This window comes from Kitasatospora sp. NPDC041917, from assembly GCF_055589745.1.
The window spans coordinates 61,440-81,129 of record NZ_JBVJBI010000030.1; the positions used below are offsets into that span (position 1 = coordinate 61,440).

General features: G+C 75.8%; 22 protein-coding genes. 8 read left to right on the forward strand and 14 right to left on the reverse strand.

The genetic code is table 11. The annotated features are described in order from the left end of the window. Positions 1–27 precede the first annotated feature (27 nt). Positions 28–663 (forward strand): nucleoside/nucleotide kinase family protein, encoded by a 636-nt coding sequence (locus tag ACZ6EM_RS29205; protein ID WP_452190402.1) that lies wholly within the window; start codon positions 28–30, stop codon positions 661–663. On the opposite strand, the gene ACZ6EM_RS29210 is transcribed toward ACZ6EM_RS29205, so the two are convergent. Further along, on the reverse strand, positions 611–1,459 hold the full coding sequence (locus ACZ6EM_RS29210) for a DNA-formamidopyrimidine glycosylase family protein (protein ID WP_380553355.1): 849 nt from the start codon (positions 1,457–1,459) through the stop codon (positions 611–613). The genes ACZ6EM_RS29205 and ACZ6EM_RS29210 overlap by 53 nt on opposite strands. Positions 1,460–1,510: 51 nt before the next feature. Next, complete coding sequence (locus ACZ6EM_RS29215; protein ID WP_359900206.1) at positions 1,511–1,972, reverse strand: universal stress protein; 462 nt, start codon at positions 1,970–1,972, stop codon at positions 1,511–1,513. Between the two features lie 147 nt (positions 1,973–2,119). On the opposite strand from ACZ6EM_RS29215, the gene ACZ6EM_RS29220 reads away from it, so the two are divergent. Continuing rightward, positions 2,120–2,503 carry a hypothetical protein gene (locus ACZ6EM_RS29220; RefSeq protein WP_452180802.1) on the forward strand — a complete coding sequence of 128 codons (384 nt, stop codon included), beginning with the start codon at positions 2,120–2,122 and terminating at the stop codon, positions 2,501–2,503. Positions 2,504–2,534: 31 nt separating this feature from the next. Here ACZ6EM_RS29220 and ACZ6EM_RS29225 read toward each other — a convergent pair whose 3' ends face one another. From ACZ6EM_RS29225 to ACZ6EM_RS29235, 3 genes are all read right to left on the reverse strand, one after another. Then, a complete protein-coding gene (locus tag ACZ6EM_RS29225) occupies positions 2,535–3,530 on the reverse strand; it encodes a zinc metalloprotease (RefSeq protein WP_452191303.1) in 996 nt (331 codons plus the stop codon). A 93-nt stretch (positions 3,531–3,623) separates the two neighbouring features. After that, positions 3,624–4,334: an AAA family ATPase gene (locus ACZ6EM_RS29230; protein WP_452179282.1), complete on the reverse strand. Its 711-nt coding sequence runs from the start codon at positions 4,332–4,334 to the stop codon at positions 3,624–3,626. 102 nt (positions 4,335–4,436) lie between these two features. Continuing rightward, positions 4,437–5,363, reverse strand: a complete 927-nt coding sequence (locus ACZ6EM_RS29235) for an LLM class F420-dependent oxidoreductase (RefSeq protein ID WP_401043555.1) — start codon at positions 5,361–5,363, stop codon at positions 4,437–4,439. A 163-nt stretch (positions 5,364–5,526) separates the two neighbouring features. Here ACZ6EM_RS29235 and ACZ6EM_RS29240 point away from each other — a divergent pair, with 163 nt between their 5' ends. Next, positions 5,527–5,880 carry a DUF6401 family natural product biosynthesis protein gene (locus tag ACZ6EM_RS29240; protein WP_359910813.1) on the forward strand — a complete coding sequence of 118 codons (354 nt, stop codon included), beginning with the start codon at positions 5,527–5,529 and terminating at the stop codon, positions 5,878–5,880. A gap of 40 nt (positions 5,881–5,920) precedes the next feature. On the opposite strand, the gene ACZ6EM_RS29245 is transcribed toward ACZ6EM_RS29240, so the two are convergent. Beyond that, positions 5,921–6,727, reverse strand: coding sequence for a mechanosensitive ion channel family protein (locus ACZ6EM_RS29245; protein ID WP_401043553.1), 807 nt, complete (start codon positions 6,725–6,727; stop codon positions 5,921–5,923). A 201-nt stretch (positions 6,728–6,928) separates the two neighbouring features. On the opposite strand from ACZ6EM_RS29245, the gene ACZ6EM_RS29250 reads away from it, so the two are divergent. Next, positions 6,929–7,693, forward strand: coding sequence for an alpha/beta hydrolase (locus ACZ6EM_RS29250; RefSeq protein ID WP_359910819.1), 765 nt, complete (start codon positions 6,929–6,931; stop codon positions 7,691–7,693). A 128-nt stretch (positions 7,694–7,821) separates the two neighbouring features. Here ACZ6EM_RS29250 and ACZ6EM_RS29255 read toward each other — a convergent pair whose 3' ends face one another. From ACZ6EM_RS29255 to ACZ6EM_RS29270, 4 genes are read right to left on the reverse strand one after another with little or no spacing between them, the layout of a single operon-like run. Continuing rightward, complete coding sequence (locus ACZ6EM_RS29255) at positions 7,822–8,328, reverse strand: hypothetical protein (protein WP_401043547.1); 507 nt, start codon at positions 8,326–8,328, stop codon at positions 7,822–7,824. A 47-nt stretch (positions 8,329–8,375) separates the two neighbouring features. After that, positions 8,376–8,798: a hypothetical protein gene (locus tag ACZ6EM_RS29260; RefSeq protein WP_380551336.1), complete on the reverse strand. Its 423-nt coding sequence runs from the start codon at positions 8,796–8,798 to the stop codon at positions 8,376–8,378. Continuing rightward, positions 8,795–9,652: a class I SAM-dependent methyltransferase gene (locus ACZ6EM_RS29265; protein ID WP_465773612.1), complete on the reverse strand. Its 858-nt coding sequence runs from the start codon at positions 9,650–9,652 to the stop codon at positions 8,795–8,797. The genes ACZ6EM_RS29260 and ACZ6EM_RS29265 overlap by 4 nt, the downstream gene beginning before the upstream one ends. After that, entirely contained in the window at positions 9,649–10,428 is a 780-nt protein-coding gene (locus ACZ6EM_RS29270; protein WP_465773613.1) for a DUF2071 domain-containing protein, read from the reverse strand. Before ACZ6EM_RS29270 ends, ACZ6EM_RS29265 begins: the two co-directional genes overlap by 4 nt. 380 nt (positions 10,429–10,808) lie before the next feature. Here ACZ6EM_RS29270 and ACZ6EM_RS29275 point away from each other — a divergent pair, with 380 nt between their 5' ends. After that, positions 10,809–11,495, forward strand: a complete 687-nt coding sequence (locus tag ACZ6EM_RS29275) for a hypothetical protein (protein WP_401043539.1) — start codon at positions 10,809–10,811, stop codon at positions 11,493–11,495. Here ACZ6EM_RS29275 and uppS read toward each other — a convergent pair. Next, positions 11,434–13,290 carry a polyprenyl diphosphate synthase gene (uppS, locus tag ACZ6EM_RS29280; protein WP_465773614.1) on the reverse strand — a complete coding sequence of 619 codons (1,857 nt, stop codon included), beginning with the start codon at positions 13,288–13,290 and terminating at the stop codon, positions 11,434–11,436. The two genes, ACZ6EM_RS29275 and uppS, sit on opposite strands and share 62 nt — an antisense overlap. Before the next feature lie 215 nt (positions 13,291–13,505). Beyond that, a complete protein-coding gene (locus tag ACZ6EM_RS29285; RefSeq protein WP_465773615.1) occupies positions 13,506–14,096 on the reverse strand; it encodes a cysteine hydrolase family protein in 591 nt (196 codons plus the stop codon). 152 nt (positions 14,097–14,248) lie between these two features. Between ACZ6EM_RS29285 and ACZ6EM_RS29290 the strand changes: the two genes are divergently transcribed. Continuing rightward, positions 14,249–15,304 carry a GlxA family transcriptional regulator gene (locus tag ACZ6EM_RS29290; RefSeq protein ID WP_465773616.1) on the forward strand — a complete coding sequence of 352 codons (1,056 nt, stop codon included), beginning with the start codon at positions 14,249–14,251 and terminating at the stop codon, positions 15,302–15,304. Here ACZ6EM_RS29290 and ACZ6EM_RS29295 read toward each other — a convergent pair. Beyond that, positions 15,285–16,766, reverse strand: a complete 1,482-nt coding sequence (locus tag ACZ6EM_RS29295; protein WP_465773617.1) for a sensor histidine kinase — start codon at positions 16,764–16,766, stop codon at positions 15,285–15,287. The two genes, ACZ6EM_RS29290 and ACZ6EM_RS29295, sit on opposite strands and share 20 nt — an antisense overlap. After that, a complete protein-coding gene (locus tag ACZ6EM_RS29300; protein WP_401043526.1) occupies positions 16,763–17,479 on the reverse strand; it encodes a response regulator transcription factor in 717 nt (238 codons plus the stop codon). The genes ACZ6EM_RS29295 and ACZ6EM_RS29300 overlap by 4 nt, the downstream gene beginning before the upstream one ends. 228 nt (positions 17,480–17,707) lie before the next feature. Between ACZ6EM_RS29300 and ACZ6EM_RS29305 the strand changes: the two genes are divergently transcribed. Beyond that, complete coding sequence (locus tag ACZ6EM_RS29305) at positions 17,708–19,087, forward strand: ferredoxin reductase family protein (RefSeq protein WP_465773619.1); 1,380 nt, start codon at positions 17,708–17,710, stop codon at positions 19,085–19,087. Between the two features lie 73 nt (positions 19,088–19,160). Then, positions 19,161–19,679 (forward strand): FMN-binding protein, encoded by a 519-nt coding sequence (locus tag ACZ6EM_RS29310; protein ID WP_401053862.1) that lies wholly within the window; start codon positions 19,161–19,163, stop codon positions 19,677–19,679. Positions 19,680–19,690 lie beyond the last annotated feature (11 nt).

Sequence of the window (19,690 nt, forward strand, 5' to 3'; positions counted from 1 at the left end):
GTCCCGACGACCCGGCAGGAGGGCCCGATGCAGGTACGCCCGATCTCCCCCGAGAAGCTGGCCGAGCTGCTCGCCGACCGCATCGCCGCCCTGCCCGAGGCCCGCGACCGGCGCCTGCGGGTGGCCGTGGACGGCGCGGCGGCGGCCCGCCCCGAGGCGCTGGCCGACGCGCTGGTGGAGCCGCTGCGGCTGCGCGGCCACCCGACGCTGCGGGTCTCGGCCTCCGGCTTCCTGCGTCCGGCCTCGATCCGGCTGGAGTACGGCCACCAGGACGCGGACGCCTTCCACGACCTCTGGCTGGACGACGGCGCCCTGGCGCGCGAGGTGCTCGACCCCTTGGAGCCGGGCGGCAGCGGCCGTGTCCTGCCCTCGCTGCGCGACCCGGTCACCGACCGCTCGACCCGCGCCCCGTACACCGAACTCCCGCCCGGCGGCGTGCTGTTGCTGGACGGCGCCCTGCTGCTCGGCCGCTGGCTGCCGCTGGAGCTGTCCGTCCACCTGGCGCTCGGTCCGGCCGCGCTGGCCCGCCGCACCCCGGCCGATCAGCAGTGGACGCTGCCCGCCTTCGCCCGCTACGAGGCGCAGACCGTCCCCGCCGAGGCCGCCGACGTCACCGTCCGGGTGGACGACCCGCGCCACCCCGCGCTGGTCGAGCGGCCGTGACCTCCGGGGCCGGGCCGCGCTGGCAGTAGGGGCACCAGAAGACCGCCCGGTCGCGCGGCGGCGAGCCCTGGCGGCCGGCGACCACGGGGGTCACGCAGCGCGGGCAGGGCCGTCCGGCGCGGCCGTACACCCAGTGCTGGTAGCCGGGCCGGGTGTCGCCGGTGGTGATGTGGCCGGGGCGCAGCTTGTTGGCCTCCAGCATCTGCCGGGCGCGCTCCACCAGCCGGTCGGGGTGCGGGAGTTCGCCGACCTCGGTCCAGGGGGTGACGCCCGCGACGAAGCACAGCTCGTTGGCGTAGACGTTGCCGATCCCGGCGAGGTTGCGCTGGTCGAGCAGGGCCTCGACGACCGGGCGGCCCGGGTGGGCGAGGAGCCGGCGGACGGCCTCGACCGCGTCCCAGTCGGGGCCGAGCAGGTCGGGGCCGAGGTGGCCGACGATCCGCCGTTCGTCGGCGGTGCGCAGCAGTTCGACGACGGGCAGCCGGTAGCCGACGGCGGTGCCCCGGTCGGTGCCGAGGACGGCGCGGATCTGCCGGTCGGGGCCGCCGGTCCACCGCTCGCCGGGGCGGTAGACCTCCCAGCGGCCGTCCATCCGCAGGTGGGTGTGCAGGGTGAGGCCGCCTTCGAAGCGGGTGAGCAGGTGCTTGCCGCGCGGGGCGACCTCCAGCACCCGGCGGCCGGTGAGGTCGGCGGTGGCGTGCGCGGGCACCCGCAGGTCGGCGCTGGTCAGCGGCTGTCCGGCGAGGGCCTCGCGCAAGTGGGCCGCCACGCGGTAGACGGAGTCACCTTCTGGCATGTCTCCATTCTGGTCCGCGCGGCGGCCCGGCGGGACACCGGCCCCGGTGCGTTACGCCGACTGCCCCGGGGCGGCCTGGCCCTCGCGCACCACGACCACCGGGCAGGGCGCGTGCTCGGTGAGGTGGCGGCTGACCGAGCCGAGCAGCACGCCGGAGAAGCCGCCCAGGCCGCGGCTGCCGACGACGAGCAGCGCGGCGCCCTTGGCGGCCTCCAGCAGCGCCTGGGCGGCGTTGCCGGGCATCACGCTCTCGGCGATCGCCACGCCGGCGTCGTCGCCGGCCACCTTGGCGATGGTCTCGCTGAGGGTCTTCCCGGCGAGCTCCTCGGGGTTGAAGGCCTCGACGGTCGGCACGCCCTGCCCGGCCCACCCGTAGAAGGCCGGGTACTCCCAGGCGGCGATCGCGTGGACCGTCCCGCCGACGGCCCGCGCGTAGTCGATCGCCCAGCGCAGCGCCTGCTCCGAGGCGGGCGAGCCGTCCACGCCGACGACGATCCGGGGATTGGCACTCATGGCCTTGCTCCTTCGGTTGCTCCTGATCGGTCCCGACCCTCCGAACATAGATCAAATCGGACAAACGCTCGGTATTGCCACGCCGAAAGCGACCCACCGCATTCAATTCGATCGCAGCCGGGGTTCCAGGCCTGGGAGGATGCCCGGATGCCGAGCAAGCCCCGCCGCCGCACGGGCGGCTTCGCCGACGTCCTGTCCGCCCTGCCGCCGAAGGAGGAGCGCCAGGGCCGGAATCTCGACGACCCGCTCGCGTCGGGCGGCTTCGTGGACGCCGGGGGGCGCTACTGGCGGCTGGCCCGCGGCCCGGTGGCCCCGCGGCTGGCGAAGCGGCTGGCGGTCGGCGCGGACGAGATGACGCTGGGTCTGCGGGGCGAGCTGGAGGAGGTCTCCCCGGGCGTCTTCGTGCCCGCCCTGCTCACCCCCGAGGAGCGTCCGGCCGCCTGGCGGGAGGCCTGCGAGCTGGACCACCTGGCCTACGAGTTCCGCGCCTCCGGCGGCCGGACGCTGCTCTACCTCGTGGTGTTCTGCTGAGCCCCGTGCCGTCCTGCCGCGCCGCCGCCGCTCAACTCCGGTAGGCAGCCCAGGCGTTGGCCATCCGCTGGACCTGCCCCCGGGTGAACCCGGTCATGCAGGAGTCGTAGCTGTAGTCCATGAAGTTGTGGATCGGGTCGAGCCCGGGGCCGGCGCAGGTGTCGCGGCCCTCGGGGCAGCCGGAGGCGCCGGTGCGCTCGGGCGGGGTGTCGTCCACGTAGTCGCCCGGGGCCCGGCAGCCGCCCTGGAAGGTGTGGAAGAGGCCGAGCCAGTGGCCGATCTCGTGGGTCGCGGTGTCGCCCTCGTCGTAGTGGGTGGCGGCGCCGCCGGGCAGGGAGGCGTCGAGCACCACCACACCGTCGTCGGTCGGGTTCGTCCGGTACGCGTCCGGGAACGTCGACCAGCCGAGCAGGGAGTCGCCGAGACGGGCCGTGTAGAGGTTGAGGGCGCCCTGGTCGCCCTTGCGCAGGGCGGTCTTCATGTCCTGCTCGGCCGGCGAGCCCGGGGTCATGCCGGTGTACCAGGACGCGTTGTCGGTCCAGTCGGCGCCGACCAGCTCGAAGTGGAACGGGCTCGCGGCGTTGCCCTGCCCCCGGCCGCCGTAGCTCTCGTTGAGGTGGTCGATCTGGCCGGTGACGGCGGCCTGGTCCAGCCGTCCGGCGGCGCCGTCGTGGATCACGTGGAAGAACACCGGGACGGTGGTCGGGGCGGCGGCGCGGCGCCGGCCGGCGCCCAGTTCGGCGAGCCGCCGGTCGAGGTCGGCCTGCATCGCCCGGGCCTGCCCGGCGCCGACCGCGTTCGGGTCCCCGCCCGGCCGACTGCCGGCGGGCCGCCGGGCGGCGGCACCGGCCGCCCCGGCCGCATCGGCGCCGCCGTCCGCGCACCCGGCCACCGCGGCGGCCGGAGCCGCGGCGGCGCGGTGTGCGGCCGGAGCCGCGAACTGGCTCAGGCCGGCCGCGGCGACCAGCGCGGCGGCGCAGGGGAACAGGCGGGGGGCACGCGAGCGCACCCGGGCAGTACGGCGCATCAGCGCTCCTGACGGGGGAGTTGACGTGGTCTCGGCCGCGTGCCGGGCCTGCTCCGGCCGGACCCGCCGGCGCCCGGCGCGGACTCGCCGAGACTACGACGCCGTGAAGTCGATCTCCCGCAGGGCGCGCGCGGCGGCCCGGTCGAGTACCACGGCCGACGCACAGCCGGCCGGCAGCCGGCCGGCCTCCAGGATCCGGTGGCGCAGCCGGGCGACCGCGGCCAGGTGCCGGGCGAAGGCGTAGCGCGAGACGCCGCGCCGGCGCCGCCGCTGCCCGTCCAGGGCCTCGGCCGGGTCGGCGTCGAGCAGCAGCAGGTGCACCCGGCGGCCCTGCCGGGCGGCGGCGCGGACCAGCCAGGCCCGCACCCAGGGCTGGGTGCCGCAGTCGTGCACGGCGAGCGGCCCGCCGTCCAGGACGGCGCGGCGCAGCCGCCGGTAGTGGGCGAGCCGGGCCAGCGGGCGGTAGAGCGCGTACGGCAGGCGGCCGGGCAGCCTGGCCGCGTACTCCTCGCGGACCAGCTGGGAGTCGATCAGCGGGGCGCGGACGCAGCGGCGCATCAGGGTGCTCTTGCCGCTGCCGGGCAGGCCGGTGACGACCAGCAGGTCCCCGGCGGGGTAGCGCAGGACCGCCGGCCCGGGCCCGCGCAGCTCGTGCCGGGCGGGCGGGTCGTGCGGCGCGGGCAGGACGACGCGCTCCCCGGCGGTGCGCGGCGGCGGCACCCTCGGCGCCGCCGCCGTCCGCACCGTTCTCGTCCCGCCCACCCGGTCTCCCCCCGCCGTTCCCTTCCAAGGAGCATGGCGCATTCCCAAGAACGAGTAAAGGGCGGAGGTCGGGGCGGGTACGGACGACCCCGGCCGGGTCCGGGCCGCCGGGCGTTCGGACCGCCGACGGGCCCCGGGCGCGCCTCAGGCGAGCTGCGGGGCGATCCGGGAGGCGATCAGCTCCAGGTGGTCGAGGTCGTCCAGGTCGAGGATCTGGAGGTAGATCCGCTCGCTGCCGACGGCCGCGTACCGGCCGATCTTCTCGGCGACCTCGTCCGGGGTGCCGGCCAGCCCGTTCTCCTTGAGCTCGTCGACGTCGCGGCCGATCACGGCGGCCCGGCGGGCGACCTCGGCGTCGTCCCGGCCGACGCAGGCGACCAGGGCGCTGGAGTAGACCAGGTCGTCGGCCGCGCGCCCGGCCCGCTCGACGGCGGCGCGGACCCGGCCGAACTGGGCGGCGGTGTCGTCCACCGAGGCGAACGGCAGGTTGAACTCGTCGGCGAAGCGGGCGGCCAGGGCCGGGGTCCGCCGGGGGCCGTGCCCGCCGACCAGCACCGGGACGTGCTCCTGGACGGGCTTGGGCAGCGCGGGCGAGTCGGTCAGCGTGTAGTACTCGCCCGCGAAGTCGAAGGTGTCGCCGAGCTTGGTCCGCCACAGCCCGGTGATGATCGCCAGCTGCTCCTCCAGCCGACCGAACTTCTCCTTCGGGAAGGGGATGCCGTACGCGGTGTGCTCGGCCTCGTACCAGCCTGCGCCGAGGCCGAACTCGACCCGGCCGCCGCTCATCGCGTCCACCTGGGCGACCTGGATCGCGGTGACGCCCGGCAGCCGGAAGGTGGCGGCGGTCATCAGCGTGCCCAGGCGGATGGTGCTGGTGTCGCGGGCGAGGCCGGCCAGGGTGATCCAGGCGTCGGTGGGCCCGGGCAGGCCGTCGACGTCGCCCATCTTCAGGTAGTGGTCGGAGCGGAAGAAGGCGCTGAAGGCCCCGAGCTCCTCGGCGGTGCGGGCCACCTTGAGGAGGGTGTCGTAGCTCGCGCCCTGCTGGGGTTCGGTGAAGATGCGGAGATCCATGCCGGCCATTCTGGTACGGAGCACCCCGTGATCGGCAGAGCGAACCGGACGGGACATGGACCGTCGCCGCGGCGGGCGGTGGCGCGGGCCGGGTGGCCAAGGTCTCAGCACGGAACCGTCACGGGCGTCCGTTCCGGCTCCGGGGCTCGCCTAACGTGGACGGATGTTCGCCACCTCCGACGATTCCTTCCGGCGCTCCCCCGACGAGCCGGCCGGCTGTCCGCTGCCCGGCATCGTGACGGCCTTCACGCCCCGCCTGGCCGAGTTCGCCTTCGAGCCCGGTTTCGTCGCGGCGGTCGACCAGCACGCGGCGATGCTGCGGGAGCTGCTGTACGCGCAGGGACCGGAGCTGGCGCCCCGGCCCCTGGACCGTGAGGAGTTGTCGGACTACGCGCTGGGCTTCGTCGACGCGCTCGACGAGATCGGCTGGCGGGAGCCGGTCGGCTACGACTACGCCGTCATGCGGCTCACCGCGATCTGCTGGCTGGTGCGCGAGCAGGGCCTGCTGGAGGTCTGAGCCCCGGCAGGCCCTGCCCGGCGACCGGCGGTGGTGGCGGCTACCGGTTCTGGTCGCCCTCGATGCCCGGCGCGGGCGGGGTGCCCGGACCGGTCTGGGTGGTCGGCCGGACCGGCTGGTTGGACAGCGCGTCGGAGCGGCCGGCCTGGTAGGCGCTGCCGCGCAGCCGGGCGGTCTCCCGTTCGGCACCGTCCAGCCACCGCTCCCAGCGCTGGCGCATCGGCAGGATCAGGCCGCCGCCGACGCCGACCACCAGCACGCCGGCGATGGTGGCGAGCACGGCGATCAGCACCGGGGTCGTGATCGCGGTGGCGATCCCGACCTGGCCCAGCGCGGCGATCACACCGAGGCCGACGATGAACGCCCAGACCGTGGTGGCGACCACCCGGCCGTACGAGGCGCCGGACAGCGAGTTGCCCACGATGTCCCGCACGCCGTTGGCGATGGCCATCGCGACCACCAGGATCACGACGGCGACGACGGCCCTGGGCAGCCAGGCGACGATGCTGTGGATCATCACGCTGATCGGGTTCGGGCCGAAGACTCCGAACGCCAGCTGCAGGGCCATCAGCAGGACGATGTAGTAGACGACCTTGCAGACGATGCCGGTCATGTCGTACGTGGAGCCGGCCAGCCGGGCGGCCATCCCCGACCGCTCGGCGACCCGTTCCGAGCCGAGCCTGCGCATCACCCGGTCGAGGACCTTGGCGATGGCCTTGGCCACGATCCAGCCGATGAACAGGATCACCAGGAAGGCGATGAACTGCGGGACGACCTTGGCGATCTTGGACCAGGCCTGGGTGAAGCCCGACCCGAAGTCGACGGACAGAGCGAGCTGCTGAGCCACGGAGTCCTCCACTCGGTGACACGGCGCCACGAGCGGGCGCTTGCGGCCCCCCACCCTTCGTGAATAGCAGGCGCCCGCTCCGGCCGCGCGCGCCCGGTGTCCGGGATGGTTCCCTCGGGTGAACGGTCCGGCCGTCCGCACGCGTACAGTGGCGGTCCGGGGGAGACGGGCCACGGGCGGGACGGACGGGACGGTGCGGCAGTGAGCGGTACGGCGGCGGAGCGCGCGGTGGGCCACCGGGCGCTGCACTGGCAGGTCCGGCCGGACGCGGCCCGGGCCGCCGTCCTGGTGCTGCACGGCGGCGAGGAGCACAACTTCTCCCGGCCCGGACGCCTCAACCTCCCGCTGCTGCGGATGCACGGCTTCCTGCGCGGGCTCACCAGGGCGACCGCGGACGCCGGCGTCGCCATCGGGACCGTCCGCTACCGCCACCGCGGCTGGAACGGCGAACGGGCCGATGCCGCACAGGACGCGACCGCCGCGCTCGACGAACTGACCGCGCTGCTCGGGCCGGTGCCGACGGTGCTGGTCGGCCACTCGATGGGCGGGCGCGCCGCGCTCCGGGCCGGCGGGCACCCGTCCGTCACCGGCCTGGTCGCCCTCGCACCGTGGTGCCCGGCCGAGGACCCGTGCGAGCAGCTCGCCGGACGCGACGTGCTGATGCTGCACGGCGACCGCGACACCGTCACCCCGCCCGCCGACACCCGCGCCTTCGCCGCCCGCAGCCGCGCCGCGGGCGCCAGGGTCTGCGGATACACCGTCACCGGCAGCGGCCACGCCATGCTCCGGCGGATCCCCGACTGGCACCGCGCCACCACCCGGCTGACCACCGCCCTGCTCGGCCTCCAGCCGCTCCCCGCCGAGACCGCCTCCGCCCTCGCCCTCCCGACCGCCTCCCGCGAGGCCCTCACCCTCGCCCTGCCGCCCCAGCCGCGCCGCGCACCGGCCCTGCCGGCGAACGTCTGACGGGACGGGCCCCCGGAGCGGCGGTACCGGGCGCCCGTCCGGGCCGGAGGTGCGGGCTGCCCGTCCGGGCCGGCGGCCGGTGCGGCCCGCGAAGGCGGTCCGCACCGGGCGGGGAGGTGCCGGCGTGCTCAGCCGGTGGCCGCCTTGGCCCCGTCGGGCGAGACGCAGGGGGACTCGAAACCGACCTTCAGCGTGGCCGGCCAGTTGTCGCCGTCCGAGACGGAGGCCTTGAAGCCGTTGTCCGGGTTGGTGAGGACGATCACACCGGGCCTGCTGTCGGTGACCCGGAACCCGGCCACGACGAGGTGGCCGCGGAAGGCGTCGAAGATCGTGTCGTGGTGATCGGCCGGAATGTCCCGCAGGAAGCGGTAGGTGACGGCCTTGACCCGGCCGTCCGGCTCCGAGGGGGCGCCCTTCTTGAAGCACTTCTCCTCGCCGTCGCGGTCGACCACCGGCGAGATCGGCTTGGGGAAGGCGAGGAAGGTCTCGGAGAAGTACTGGTCGGTCTTCTGCTTGGCCTGGGCGCTGGTCAGCGCCGCGTCGGACGAACCGGAGCAGGAGGTGGCCGCCAGCAGGACGGCGCCGGCCGACAGGGCCGACCGCACGGCGCGAGCACGGGGGAAAGCAACGGTCACCGCATGATCCTTGAGGGGTGTGTGGGCTCCTGGGGTCGCGACTGATCCTAGACCGTGTGCCAGAGGGCTCCGGCGAAGACCGCCGTCACCCAGGTCCACAGCACGCAGAGACCGAGGTGGGCGACGGTGCGCAGGCGGTCTCCGCGCCACAGCCGGGGCGAGAAGTAGGCGAACTCGAAGAGCCAGCGCAGGCCCCAGAAGAGGGTCTGGCCCGCCAGCAGGGCGGTGCCGAGCCGGCCGCCCGCCAGCAGGTCGGGGGCCAGGCAGAGCGGGAGCAGGCCGAGCAGGGCGCAGGCGAGGCCGATGAAGAAGAGGTGGGCGTAGGAGACCTGCCGGGTCAGCAGGGTGGTGCCGGACAGGTCGGCGGGCCAGCCGATGGCGCGGGGCAGCACCGCGTGGACCAGGCCGAGGGTCACGAGGGCGGCACCGACCAGGCGCAGCTGGGCCTCCAGGGTGACCAGCCCGGTCATGACGCGGCCTTCCGGAAGGCGAAGGCGGTGACCAGGCCGGCGATCCGGCGCTCGGCGGCCGGGTGCAGGCCCGCCTCGGCGGCGTGCCGCAGCCAGGTGGCGCGGGGCAGGAAGTGCCAGGCGCCGGGACCGTAGACGGCGGTGTTGGCGGCGTCCCGCAGGTGCTCGACCAGCAGCAGGGTGCCGCCGGGGCGCAGGCTGCGGGCGGCCTCGGCGAACAGGGCGGTGCGGTCGGCGGGCCGGCGCAGCTCGTGGGCGGCGAAGACGGCGAACACGGTGTCCAGGGCGCCGGTCGCGGCGGGCAGGGCGTCCGGGCGGGCCGGGATGCCGCCGGGGGCGGGCGGGGCGTGGCGGCGGGCGCGGCGGATCGAGCCGCTCGTGGTCAGCGCGGGGTCGTACAGGTCGGCGAGCCGTCCGCGGGCACCGGGGTGGCGGGCGGCGATCGGGCGGCTGGCCTCGTCCAGGCCGGTGCTGATCACCAGGTGGTCGCCGGGGCCGTCGGGCAGCAGCTCCGGCAGCCAGTCGTAGCGGTGGAGTGCGGAGCGGTCGTAGACGCACCAGGTGGCGAGGGTGCTGACGGCGAGGTATCCGGCGGCGGTGGCGGCGACCGCCCGGGCGAGCACGGCGGCGGGGCCCGGCCGTCGGCCGGCCAGCGCCCCGCCGACGGCGACGGTGAGCGCGCCGGCGGCGTACATCGGCCAGTTGTAGCGGACGACCTCGCGCACACCGGACGGGCGGGGGCCGTCGGTCCGGGCCGTGGACGGGCACAGGGCGGCGGAGCAGGCGGCGAGCGGGCGGGCGGCGGACGGGCGGGCGGCGGACGGGCCGGGCCCGGCCGGGGCGGGGGCGGTCATCGGGCGGCTCCGGTGAGGTGGCGGCGCTCTCCGGCGTGCCAGCCGTAGTCGAGGCCGGCGACGTGGAAGGCGTTGGCGAGCAGGGGTCGGCTGCCGGCCAGCGGGCCGTGGTCGAAGAAGGTGAGCCGGGGCACCTCGACGGCCACCGGGACCGGGTCCCAGTGGGCGCGGGTGGCCTTGACCACGATCATCGAGCGGGTCTGCGGCTCGTACTCGAAGGTGTAGGGCAGCGGGCCGGCGAAGCGCCGCGCGGCCCGGGTGTCCGCGAACGGGCTGCCCGGCGGGAGGGCGGCGGGGGCGCCGCCGAGGTCGGCGCGCACGTGCAGGTCGGCGCGGCCGTCGCCGCTGACCACCTTGAACTCCAGGGTGTCGCCGACCACCCGGGTGCCGATCCGGGCGTGCCGGTAGTGGTAGCGGGAGAAGGCGTTGCCGCCGAGCGCCATCATCCGGCTGTCGGTGTCCGAGCGCAGGATGCGCAGGCCGCGCATGGTGCGGCCGCCGGGGGTCGGGAAGCGGGTGAAGACCCGGTAGCCGGTCAGGATGAAGTCCCGGCCGAGGCGGGCGGGCAGCGCGGCCGGGCGCAGTGCCCGGGTGTCCACGACGGCGGCGGCGACGAAGCCGTGCTCGGTGCCGTCGGGGTCGGTGTAGGTGTCGAGGGCGAGGCCGGGCGGCACCAGCGGGGCGAGCAGCCGGGGCGGCAGGGCGTAGGTGAGGACGAGCGAGTGCGCGAAGTGGGTGCGCATCGCGAAGGGGTGGCGTTGCAGCAGGTGTCGCACGGTCGACTCCGGGGTCGGGTACGGGGGTTCGGAGCGTGACGGGGCAGCACGGGACCGCCTTCCGCCGCAGGCCGCGGTGGGGTGTCCTCGCGCGCCCTCATCATGGCGCACGACTTTGAACACGTTCAACTCGGGGTGGGAGCCGGTACGGCGGGGGTACGCGAACGGCCGGGACCGCACGGAGTGCCCGGCTGCCGGACCGGACACCCGGCGGGCAGCCGTCCCGGGGGGCTCATGTTCCCGAACGGACTACCCGTGGCTGCGTCCCGCTCCCCCCGTGCGAGTGGTTTCGTTCTCCGGAATGGCCTCGGAGACGGTCGGTGGACGGATGATCCGTCCCATGGCCGTGCTGGACGGCCCGGGAAGGACGGTTCGGGACGATGAGCACGACGCGGCGTTCGCTGCTGGGCGCGGCGCTGGGCGCCCCGCTCCTGGGGTGGCTCACCGGGACGGCGGCCGGTGCCGTTGACGGCGGCGCCGACCGCTCCGGAAACCTGGGAACGCTCTCCAACGGCTGGGTCGAGGTGCGCTGGACCCCGGAGGCGCAGGCCCAGCTGGACCGCTTCCACGCGATGGTGGACGTCGTCGCCCCGGCCCGCATGGTGATGGACCGCCACGGCCCGGCCGTCCACCTGCCGATCCGCTCGGCCGTGGGCGACCCGTCCCTCGCGAACCCGCCGAAGGCGCACGGCGACGGGGCACTGGACGGCGGGGTGTCCGTCCGCACCTCCCGGGGCGACTACCGGGTGGTGAACCTGGCCGGCGCGATCAAGGACGGCCTGGGTTCCGGCCGGTGCGAGGTCGGCGGGGCGGAGATGGGGCACCGCTCGGCCTTTCGCTGCGGCCTCACGGAGGGCAAGCTGACCGCCGATCCGGTACCGGCCGGGCACCCGATCAAGGTCCGGCTCACCGGGGTGCCGCTGCGCCCCACCCAGGAGGCGGTGGACGCGTACACCGCGAACTTCGGCACGCACCCCGTGACCGTGGACACGGTGCTGGCGTACGTCACGGCCCAGGGAACGTACACCCCTCCTCCCCCGGCGGCGGCGCAGGAGCAGCACTCGTAGGGGGCTTCCGGGACTGCTGGGACTGCTGGGACCGTTGGGACGGCGCGGACGGCCCCGACGGCTGCGGCTGCGGCTGCGGCTGCCCGGGTTGCTGCGACTGCCGGGACTGGGCGGGCACGCCCCCGCCGAAGCGGCGCTCGCGGGCCGCGTAGGCGCGGACGGCACCGCGCAGCCGGGCCAGGTCGTAGTCGGGCCACGGCGTGGGGTCGAACAGCAGCTCGGCATAGGCGAGTTGCCAGGGCAGGAAGTTGCTGATCCGCTGCTCCCCCGAGGTGCGGATCAGCAGGTCGACGTCCGGGAGGTCCGGAAGGTACAGGTGCCGGGCGAGGTCGGCCGGGCCGATCGCCTCCGGACGGATCCCCCCGGCCACCGCCTCGGCGGCCAGGCCCCGGGCCGCGGCGGCCAGTTCCTCCCGTCCGCCGTAGTCCACGCAGACCGTCAGGGTCAGCGTGCCGTTGTTGGACGTCATGCTCTCCACCAGCGCGATCGCGGAGGCCAGCGACTCGTCCACCCGGTCCCGCCGGCCGCACCACCGGATCCGCACCCCGAGCGCGTGCAGGCCCTCCGCACCGCGGGTGAGGCCGTCGGCCAACGAGTCGAACAGCGCGGTCAGCTCCTCGGGCGGGCGGTCCCAGTTCTCGGTGGAGAACGCGTACAGGCTCAGGTGGCGGATGCCCAGCCGCAGCGCCGCGTTGACCAGGCGCAGGGCGGCCCGCTGCCCCGCCTGGTGGCCGTGCCGGGCGGGCAGTCGGCGGGCCTCGGCCCAGCGGCGGTTGCCGTCCATGATCACGGCGACGTGGGCGGGCGCCCCCTCGGCGAGCGCGGGCCGGGCGCGACGGCAGGGAGTGGCACCGTCGGAGCTCAGCGGAGTGAGGCCCTCGGACAGGACGCGCGAGCGCGCCAGGGTCACTTCGTCGTACTGCAGCTGGGCGCCGAGCAGCAGGGTGTGCAGGAACGGGCGGCAGCCGGGGGCGGCGAGCCAGGTGACGGGCAGGGCCTGCTCCAACAGCCGGTGCAGCTGCGCCTGCTGACCCTCGACCAGCGTGTCCAGGGCGGCCCGGTGGCGTCCCCCGGGATCGGGTCGGCCGAGGTCGGCGACGGTCAGACCGAGCCGGCGCAGCTCCTCCTGCGGCAGGTAGCAGCGGCCGGCCGCGAGGTCGAGCGGGAGGTCCTCCAGGATGTCGGCCAGCTGGCAGGCCTCCCCCAGCGCGGACAGCGCGTCCGCCGCCCGTGGGCCCCGCGCCCCCAGCAGCGGGGCCCACAGCTCGGTGACCGTCCCCGCGACGCCGCGCAGGTGGCGGCGCTGGTCCGCACGGTTCTCGAAGGCCGGTGGGTGGGCCCCGTCGGCCCTGGTGGCGTCCAGGAACTCCTCGACCAGCGCCGGGTCCAGCTCCCACCGACGCACGGTGTCCACGAAGGCCCGACGCAGCGGGTGCTCGCTGCGGCCGGCCGCCAGCTCGGCCAGGGTCTCGGCCCGCCAGCGGGCGAACCGACGCAGCCGCTCGGCGGGGGCGGCCTGGGCCCGGCCGTTGCGGGCACCGGCGTCAGGGGCGCCGGCATCAGGGATGTCGGTGTCACGGGCGCCGGCGTCAGGGGCGCCGGCGTCGTCGGCGATCCGGTCGGACCGGGAGGCGAAGCCGTTGACGGCGTGGAAGTACGGCCGCACCTCGGGCGGCAGTGTGTCGCTGATCGCCCGCAGCGAGGCCTGGTGGCCGGCCACCTCCTGCTCGCAGACCCGGTACGACTCCGCCAGCTCCGGCGGGCCGCCCACGGCCGCCGCCCCGTTCCCCGCCATGCCCGTTCCCCGCCCTCCGCCGACACCGTGCGCGGACTGGTCAACGAGGCGGGGGCGGATCGGTGGCGTTTGCGGGCGCCGTCGGCGCCCCGGACCGCACGGCTGACCGCCTCGGCGGACCGCTTCAGCGGGCGGGCGGGCGAGGCGGTCCGGCCGAGGTTCCGCCCGGGCCCGCCGAGGGCCCGCGCCGCATCCGCCCCGGATCCCGCCCGGGCTCAGCCGAGGTCGGCCGGGGACTCCACCACCACGCCGTACAGGTCGCCGATCGTCGCCAGCGCGGCGCGGTGGACCTGGGCGGCCGTCAGCCCGGTGCCGCCCGACTCCAGCGGGCGAGTGGCGCAGGCGGCGGCCACGACGGTCGGGCGGTTGCCGCGCAGGAAGGCGCCGGCCGTGGTGAAGGCGACGCACATGTGGGTCATGAATCCGGCGACGACGACGTCCCGGTGGCCGGCCGCGTCGAGCAGTTCTCCCAGGTCGGTGCCGACGAAGGCGTCCGGGGCCTGCTTGACCACCACCCGCTCGCCCTCGGCCGGGGCCACGCTCGGGTGGATCCGCCCGATCTCGGCCCGGATGTCGTACGGGGTGCCCTCGCCACCGTCGTTGATCACGTGGATCACGGTCGCGCCGGCCTCCCGGGCCCGGGCGAGCAGGTCGGCGCCGGCGTCCAGCGCCTCCTGCCAGCCCGCCAGTTCCATCACGCCGCGCACATAGGTGTTCTGGTAGTCGATCATGATCAGGGTCGAGTCGCCGAGCACGGCGGGCTTCTCGTCGAGGCCGTTGAGGGTGCGCAGGGTCGTGGTGGGCACGGGGTACCGCCTTCACGGTCGGGAGTCGGGGATCTCGCGGGCCACTGCGGGTGCGGCCGGCCCTGAAAACGCTACGGGCGGCGCTCGGGTGTCGGCAATGTCGGCTAACCTGCAGATTCCGACATCGAGCAGGAACGACGAGGAGGGAAGCGGTGCCCGCACCCGCTGCGCAACGGCTGATCGTCATCGTGCTGTTCGAGGGCGTCGACCTGCTCGACGTGACCGGCCCGCCCGAGGTGTTCTCGCTGGTCCGCCGGGAGACCGGCGACGCGACCGGCTACCGGGTCGTCCTCGCCGCCGAGACGGCGGAGCCGGTCACCACCGCGGCGGGCGTGCGCATCCTGCCCGACCTCACCTTCGACGAGGCCGCCCGGAGCCGGATCGACACCCTGCTGGTGCCGGGCTCGGTCGAGGTGGACGACCACCGCCGGGTCCGCGCGCTCGCCGACCCGGCGGTGGTCGACCGGGTCCGCACGCTGGCCGCCCGCTCGCGCCGGGTGGCCAGCGTCTGCGTCGGCGCGCACCTGCTCGCCGCCGCCGGGCTGCTGGACGGGCGGCGCGCCACCACCCACTGGTCCACGGCCGGCCAGCTCGCCGAGGAGCACCCGGAGGTCGAGGTCGATCCGGACCCGATCTTCATCCGCGAGGGCGAGGTCTGGACGGGTGCGGGCATCAGCGCCTGCCTGGACCTGTCGCTCGCGTTGGTCGCCGAGGACTTCGGCGAGGAGCTGGCCCTGCGGGTCGCCCGCCAGCTCGTCATGTACCTCAAACGCCCCAGCGGCCAGAGCCAGTTCAGCGTCCCGCTGGAGCCCGTCTCGACCACCCGGCGGATCGAGGAGCTGCGCCACCACATCCTGCGCAATCTCGCCGGGCCGCTCACCGTCCCGGACCTCGCGGCCCACGCCCACGTCGGCGAACGGCAGTTGACCCGGATCTTCAAGACCGAGCTGGGCACCACCCCGAGCGCCTACGTCGAGTCCGCCCGGGTCGAACTCGCCCGCCACCGGCTGGAGTCCACCGACGCGACGCTCGACCGCATCGCCACCACCTGCGGCTTCGGCACCGTCGACACCCTGGTGCGCGCCTTCCGCCGCCGCCTCGGCACCACGCCGACCGACTACCGGCAGCGCTTCCGTACGACAGCGACAACGACAGCAACAGCACCGACCGCAGCGACGGCGACGGCCGTCAGGGCAGCCGGACGGTGAACACGGTGCGGCCGGGCCGGCTCGCCACCGCCACCGTGCCGCCGTGCGCCCCGACCACGGCCCGGACGATCGCCAGGCCGAGCCCGGTCGAGCCGGTGGCGCGGGAGCGGGCCCGGTCACCCCGGACGAAGCGCTCGAAGACCCGGTCGACCAGCTCCGGCGCGATCCCCGGGCCGTCGTCCGTGACGCTCAACTCCACCTGGCTGTCCGGCCGTTCGAGGCAGAGCCGGACCTCGCTGCCGGGCGGGGTGTGGGTCCGGGCGTTGGCCAGCAGATTCGCCACCACCTGGCTCAACCGGTGCTCGTCGCCGCGCACCAGCACCGGCTCCTCGGGCAGGGCGAGCCGCCAGCGGTGGTCCGGCCCGGCGGCGCGGGCGTCGGCCACCGCGTCGAGGGCGATCCGGGTCAGGTCCACCTCCTCCTCGGCCAGCGGGCGGCCGGCGTCCAGCCGGGCGAGCAGCAGCAGGTCCTCGACGATCGCCCCCATCCGCAGCGCCTCGGCGTCGATCCGCTCCAGCGAGTGCCGGACCGGCGCCGGGACCGGCCCGGGGTGGCGCAGCGCCAGCTCGGCGTGGCCGCGGACCGCCGCGACCGGAGTGCGCAGCTCGTGGCTGGCGTCGGCGGCGAAGCCCCGCAACCGCTCCTCCACCGCGTGCCGGCGCGCCAGCGCGTCGCCGACATGCCCGAGCATCCGGTTGAGCGCCGCGCCGACCCGGCCGACCTCGGTGCGCGGGTCGTCGTCCGGCACGCGTTCGGCGAGCATCACCTCGCCGCTGGCGAGCGGCAGCGCGCTGACCCGCTCGGCCGTGCCCACCACCCGCCGCAGCGGGCGCAGCGAGAAACCCACCCAGGCGGCCCCGGCCGCGCCCGCCGCGGTGGCGGCGATCGCGAAGACGGTGAGCTCCAGTGTCTCCAGCCGCTCGACGGTGTCCTCGGCCGGGTGCAGCGGTAGGCCGCTGACCAGCACGTCGCCGTCCCGCCCGGCGACCGCGCGGACCCGGTAGTGACCGAGGGCCCGGCCGAGGTCGAGGGTTCGGGCCGGGCCGTCGACGGGCAGGGCGGCCAGCGCGTGCTGCTGCTCGGGGGTGAAGGCGACCCGGTCGTCCTCGTTCCCGGGGTCGTCCACGTCGTCGGCGTCCCCGTCGACCACGCCCGCGGCGGTGACCCGCCCGCCCAGCAGCCGTACGCCGAGGGTGCCGGGGGTCTGGGCCCGGGTGTCGGGGCCTGCGCCGTGGCCGGTGTGCTCCAGGCTCGCGGCGTAGCGGCCGCCGGTCTCGGCGAGCTGCTGGTCCAGGCGGTCGACCAGGAAGTGGCGCAGTGCGGTGGTGGTGGCGAAACCGACGGCGGCACAGGTGGCGACGAGCAGCACCAGCAGGCCGGCGGTCAGCCGGGCGCGCAGGGTTCGGGGCACCAGCCGGGCGACGTGCGACCTCGCGCCGCGGAACCGGCTGCCCCGCGTCATGTCGCGGCCTTGATCAGGTACCCCGCGCCGCGCACCGTGTGGATCATCGGACTGCGGCCCGCGTCCACCTTCTTGCGCAGGTAGCTGATGTACAGCTCCACGATGTGCGCCTGCCCGCCGAAGTCGTACGACCAGACGGCGTCCAGGATCTGCGCCTTGCTGAGCACCTGCCGGGGGTGACGCATCAGGTGGGCGAGCAGCGCGTACTCGGTCGGGCTGAGCTCGACCGTCTCCCCGCCCCGGGTGACCTCGCGGGCCCGGTCGTCCAGCACGAGGTCGCCGAGCACCAGCGCGTGCGGCGGCGGCTGCCCGGCCGCGGCGGCCGGAGCTGCCCGGCGCAGCAGGCCGCGCAGCCGGACCACCACCTCGGCCAGGCTGAACGGTTTGGTCACGTAGTCGTCGCCGCCGGCCGCGATGCCGGCGATCCGTTCCTCGACGGCGTCCCGGGCGGTCAGGAAGAGCACCCGCACCTCGGGCTGCTCGGCGTGGATACGGCGCAGCACCTCCAGGCCGTCGAGGTCGGGCAGCATCACGTCGAGCACCACGGCGTGCGGCCGCCAGGCCGCGGCGGTCTCGACGGCGGCCAGGCCGGTGGTCGCGCCGCGTGCCTGCCAGCCCTCGTAGCGGACGGCTCCGCATACCACCTCGACCAGGTCCGGCTCGTCGTCGACGACCAGGACCCGCCAGTCCGGGCGGTCGGCGGTCTCGTCCATGGGGGCTCCTCGCGTCGGGTGCTGCGCAGTGGTCATCCTGGCCGGTCCCGATGAGAAACCGGTGAGACCCCGGAGAACGGTTCGTGAGCAGACACGCCCACCCTGACCTGCCCTGATCCCCTCACCGGCGGGCCCCGGGACCGGCCCGGTTCAGAGCCCGCTCAGAGCTTGCGGTGCGATCGTTGGCGGCCTCGGCGGCACTCGCCGCCGGGCTCCGAGGAGGATCCGATGACCACTGCCGCCGCCCCGAAGCCGCGGCCCGGGCCCCGGCGGGCACCCGACCGCCCGGGCCACCGGGCGGCGCCGCGTCCGCCGTTCGCCCTCGACCCGCGCGCGGCGCTCGGCCTGATCGCCGCGGGCGTGCTCGGCGTGCTCGCGCTGTGGTGGACGGGCACCCCGGCCGTGGTCGGCACGGACGGCTGGCTGACCGGCGCAGGCCGGATCACCGGGCTGCTGGCCGGCGGTGCCGCGCCGGTGCTGCTCCTGCTGATGGCCCGGCTGCCGCCGGTGGAGCGCGGGATCGGTGCCGACCGGCTGGCACGCTGGCACGCCTTCGGCGGGCGCTGGACGGTGGCCCTGGTCACGGTGCACGTGCTGACGGTCGTCCAGGGCTACGCGCTGACCGACGGACGCGGGCCGATCGGTGAGGGCGTCGAGATCGTCTTCCACTACCCCGAGATGCTCAAGGCCACCCTGGGCACCCTTCTGCTGCTCGGCACCGGCGCCGTCTCCGCCCGGATCGCACGCCGCCGTCTCCCGTACGAGGCCTGGTACTACCTGCACCTGGCGACCTACCTCGCGGTGGCGCTGGCCTTCGCCCACCAGCTGGCGACCGGCGCCGACCTGGGCGGCGGCCCCGGCCGGGCGGCCTGGTACGCGCTCTACTTCGGCACCGCGGCGCTGCTCGGCTGGTACCGGCTGCTGCGCCCGTGGCTGCTCGACCGGCGGCACGGCCTGACCGTCACCGAGGTACGGCCGGAGGGCCCCGGGGTGGTGTCACTGTTCCTGCGCGGGCGGCGGCTGGACGAACTCCGCGCCGAGCCCGGCCAGTTCTTCCGGCTCCAGTTCCAGGCGCCCGGGCTGCGCTGGGCCGCCAACCCGTACTCGCTGTCCGCGCCGCCGCACCCGCACTTCCTGCGCTTCACCGTCAAGGACCTCGGCGGGCACAGCGCCGCGGTGGCCGCCCTGCGCCCGGGAACCCGGGTGCGCGCCGAGGGCCCGTACGGGGCGTTCACCGGGCGGGGGCTGCGGCAGCGCCGGGTGCTGCTGCTCGGCGCCGGGGTGGGGATCACCCCGCTGCGCGCCCTCTTCGAAACCCTGCCGGGCGAGCTGACGCTGATCCAGCGGGCCCGGCGGCCGCAGGACGTGCTGTTCCGGGCGGAGCTGGCCGAGGTCGCCCGGCGGCGCGGCGCGGCGGTGCACGAGTTGCTCGGCCCGCGCGAGCAGGTCGGCGACCTCGGGGCCGCGCTGGCCCGGCTGGTCCCGGACCTCGCCGAGCACGAGGTCTACCTGTGCGGCCCGGACGCCCTGACCGAGGAGGCCGTCCGCGCGCTGCGGGCGGCGGGGGTGCGGCCGGGGCGCATCCACCACGAGAGCTTTTCCTTCTGAAGCCTTTCCTTCCGAAGCTTTTCGTTCTGAGCCCGTTCGGCTCGCCCCCGAGCACCCGAGGAGCGTCCATTCCATGCGCCGAGCCGTCGTCACCAGCGCCGCCACCGCGGCCGGGGTGGTCCTGCTGCTGTCCCTCAAACCGCACGAGGCCGCCGGGCCCGCCCCGGTGATCGGCTCGGGGCCGGGCACCGGCACCGGCCAGGGCACCGCCGCCGACTCCGGCACCGGGTCCGAGGGCTCGGCACCGTCGAACGCCCCGGCGCCCTCCGTCTCCGCACCCGCCTCCGCGTCCGCGTCCGCACCCGCCGCGGGCGCCCCCCGGAAGGTCAGCGGGGACACCGTCAACACCCGCTACGGCCCGGTGCAGGTCCAGATCACCCTGGCCGGCAGCAGGATCACCGCCGTCGACGTGGTCACGTACCCGAGCGCCGAACGGCGCGACCGCGAGATCAACACCTCCGCGCTGCCGGTCCTCAACCAGGAGGCGATAGCCGCGCAGAGCGCCCGGATCGACGTGGTCAGCGGCGCGACGTACACCAGCGACGGCTACGTCCGCTCCCTGCAGAGCGCCCTCGACCGGGCCAAGGGCTGAGGCGCCCGTGC

Excerpts from the sequence above, each read along its gene's own strand:
- ACZ6EM_RS29205 (WP_452190402.1), top strand. The coding sequence starts at position 28 with ATGCAGGTACGCCCGATCTCCCCCGAGAAGCTGGCCGAGCTGCTCGCC.
- ACZ6EM_RS29210 (WP_380553355.1), bottom strand. The coding sequence starts at position 1,459 with ATGCCAGAAGGTGACTCCGTCTACCGCGTGGCGGCCCACTTGCGCGAG.
- ACZ6EM_RS29215 (WP_359900206.1), bottom strand. The coding sequence starts at position 1,972 with ATGAGTGCCAATCCCCGGATCGTCGTCGGCGTGGACGGCTCGCCCGCC.
- ACZ6EM_RS29220 (WP_452180802.1), top strand. The coding sequence starts at position 2,120 with ATGCCGAGCAAGCCCCGCCGCCGCACGGGCGGCTTCGCCGACGTCCTG.
- ACZ6EM_RS29225 (WP_452191303.1), bottom strand. The coding sequence starts at position 3,530 with ATGCGCCGTACTGCCCGGGTGCGCTCGCGTGCCCCCCGCCTGTTCCCC.
- ACZ6EM_RS29230 (WP_452179282.1), bottom strand. The coding sequence starts at position 4,334 with ATGCGCCATGCTCCTTGGAAGGGAACGGCGGGGGGAGACCGGGTGGGC.
- ACZ6EM_RS29235 (WP_401043555.1), bottom strand. The coding sequence starts at position 5,363 with ATGGATCTCCGCATCTTCACCGAACCCCAGCAGGGCGCGAGCTACGAC.
- ACZ6EM_RS29240 (WP_359910813.1), top strand. The coding sequence starts at position 5,527 with ATGTTCGCCACCTCCGACGATTCCTTCCGGCGCTCCCCCGACGAGCCG.
- ACZ6EM_RS29260 (WP_380551336.1), bottom strand. The coding sequence starts at position 8,798 with ATGACCGGGCTGGTCACCCTGGAGGCCCAGCTGCGCCTGGTCGGTGCC.
- ACZ6EM_RS29265 (WP_465773612.1), bottom strand. The coding sequence starts at position 9,652 with ATGACCGCCCCCGCCCCGGCCGGGCCCGGCCCGTCCGCCGCCCGCCCG.
- ACZ6EM_RS29275 (WP_401043539.1), top strand. The coding sequence starts at position 10,809 with ATGAGCACGACGCGGCGTTCGCTGCTGGGCGCGGCGCTGGGCGCCCCG.
- uppS (WP_465773614.1), bottom strand. The coding sequence starts at position 13,290 with ATGGCGGGGAACGGGGCGGCGGCCGTGGGCGGCCCGCCGGAGCTGGCG.
- ACZ6EM_RS29295 (WP_465773617.1), bottom strand. The coding sequence starts at position 16,766 with ATGACGCGGGGCAGCCGGTTCCGCGGCGCGAGGTCGCACGTCGCCCGG.
- ACZ6EM_RS29300 (WP_401043526.1), bottom strand. The coding sequence starts at position 17,479 with ATGGACGAGACCGCCGACCGCCCGGACTGGCGGGTCCTGGTCGTCGAC.
- ACZ6EM_RS29305 (WP_465773619.1), top strand. The coding sequence starts at position 17,708 with ATGACCACTGCCGCCGCCCCGAAGCCGCGGCCCGGGCCCCGGCGGGCA.
- ACZ6EM_RS29310 (WP_401053862.1), top strand. The coding sequence starts at position 19,161 with ATGCGCCGAGCCGTCGTCACCAGCGCCGCCACCGCGGCCGGGGTGGTC.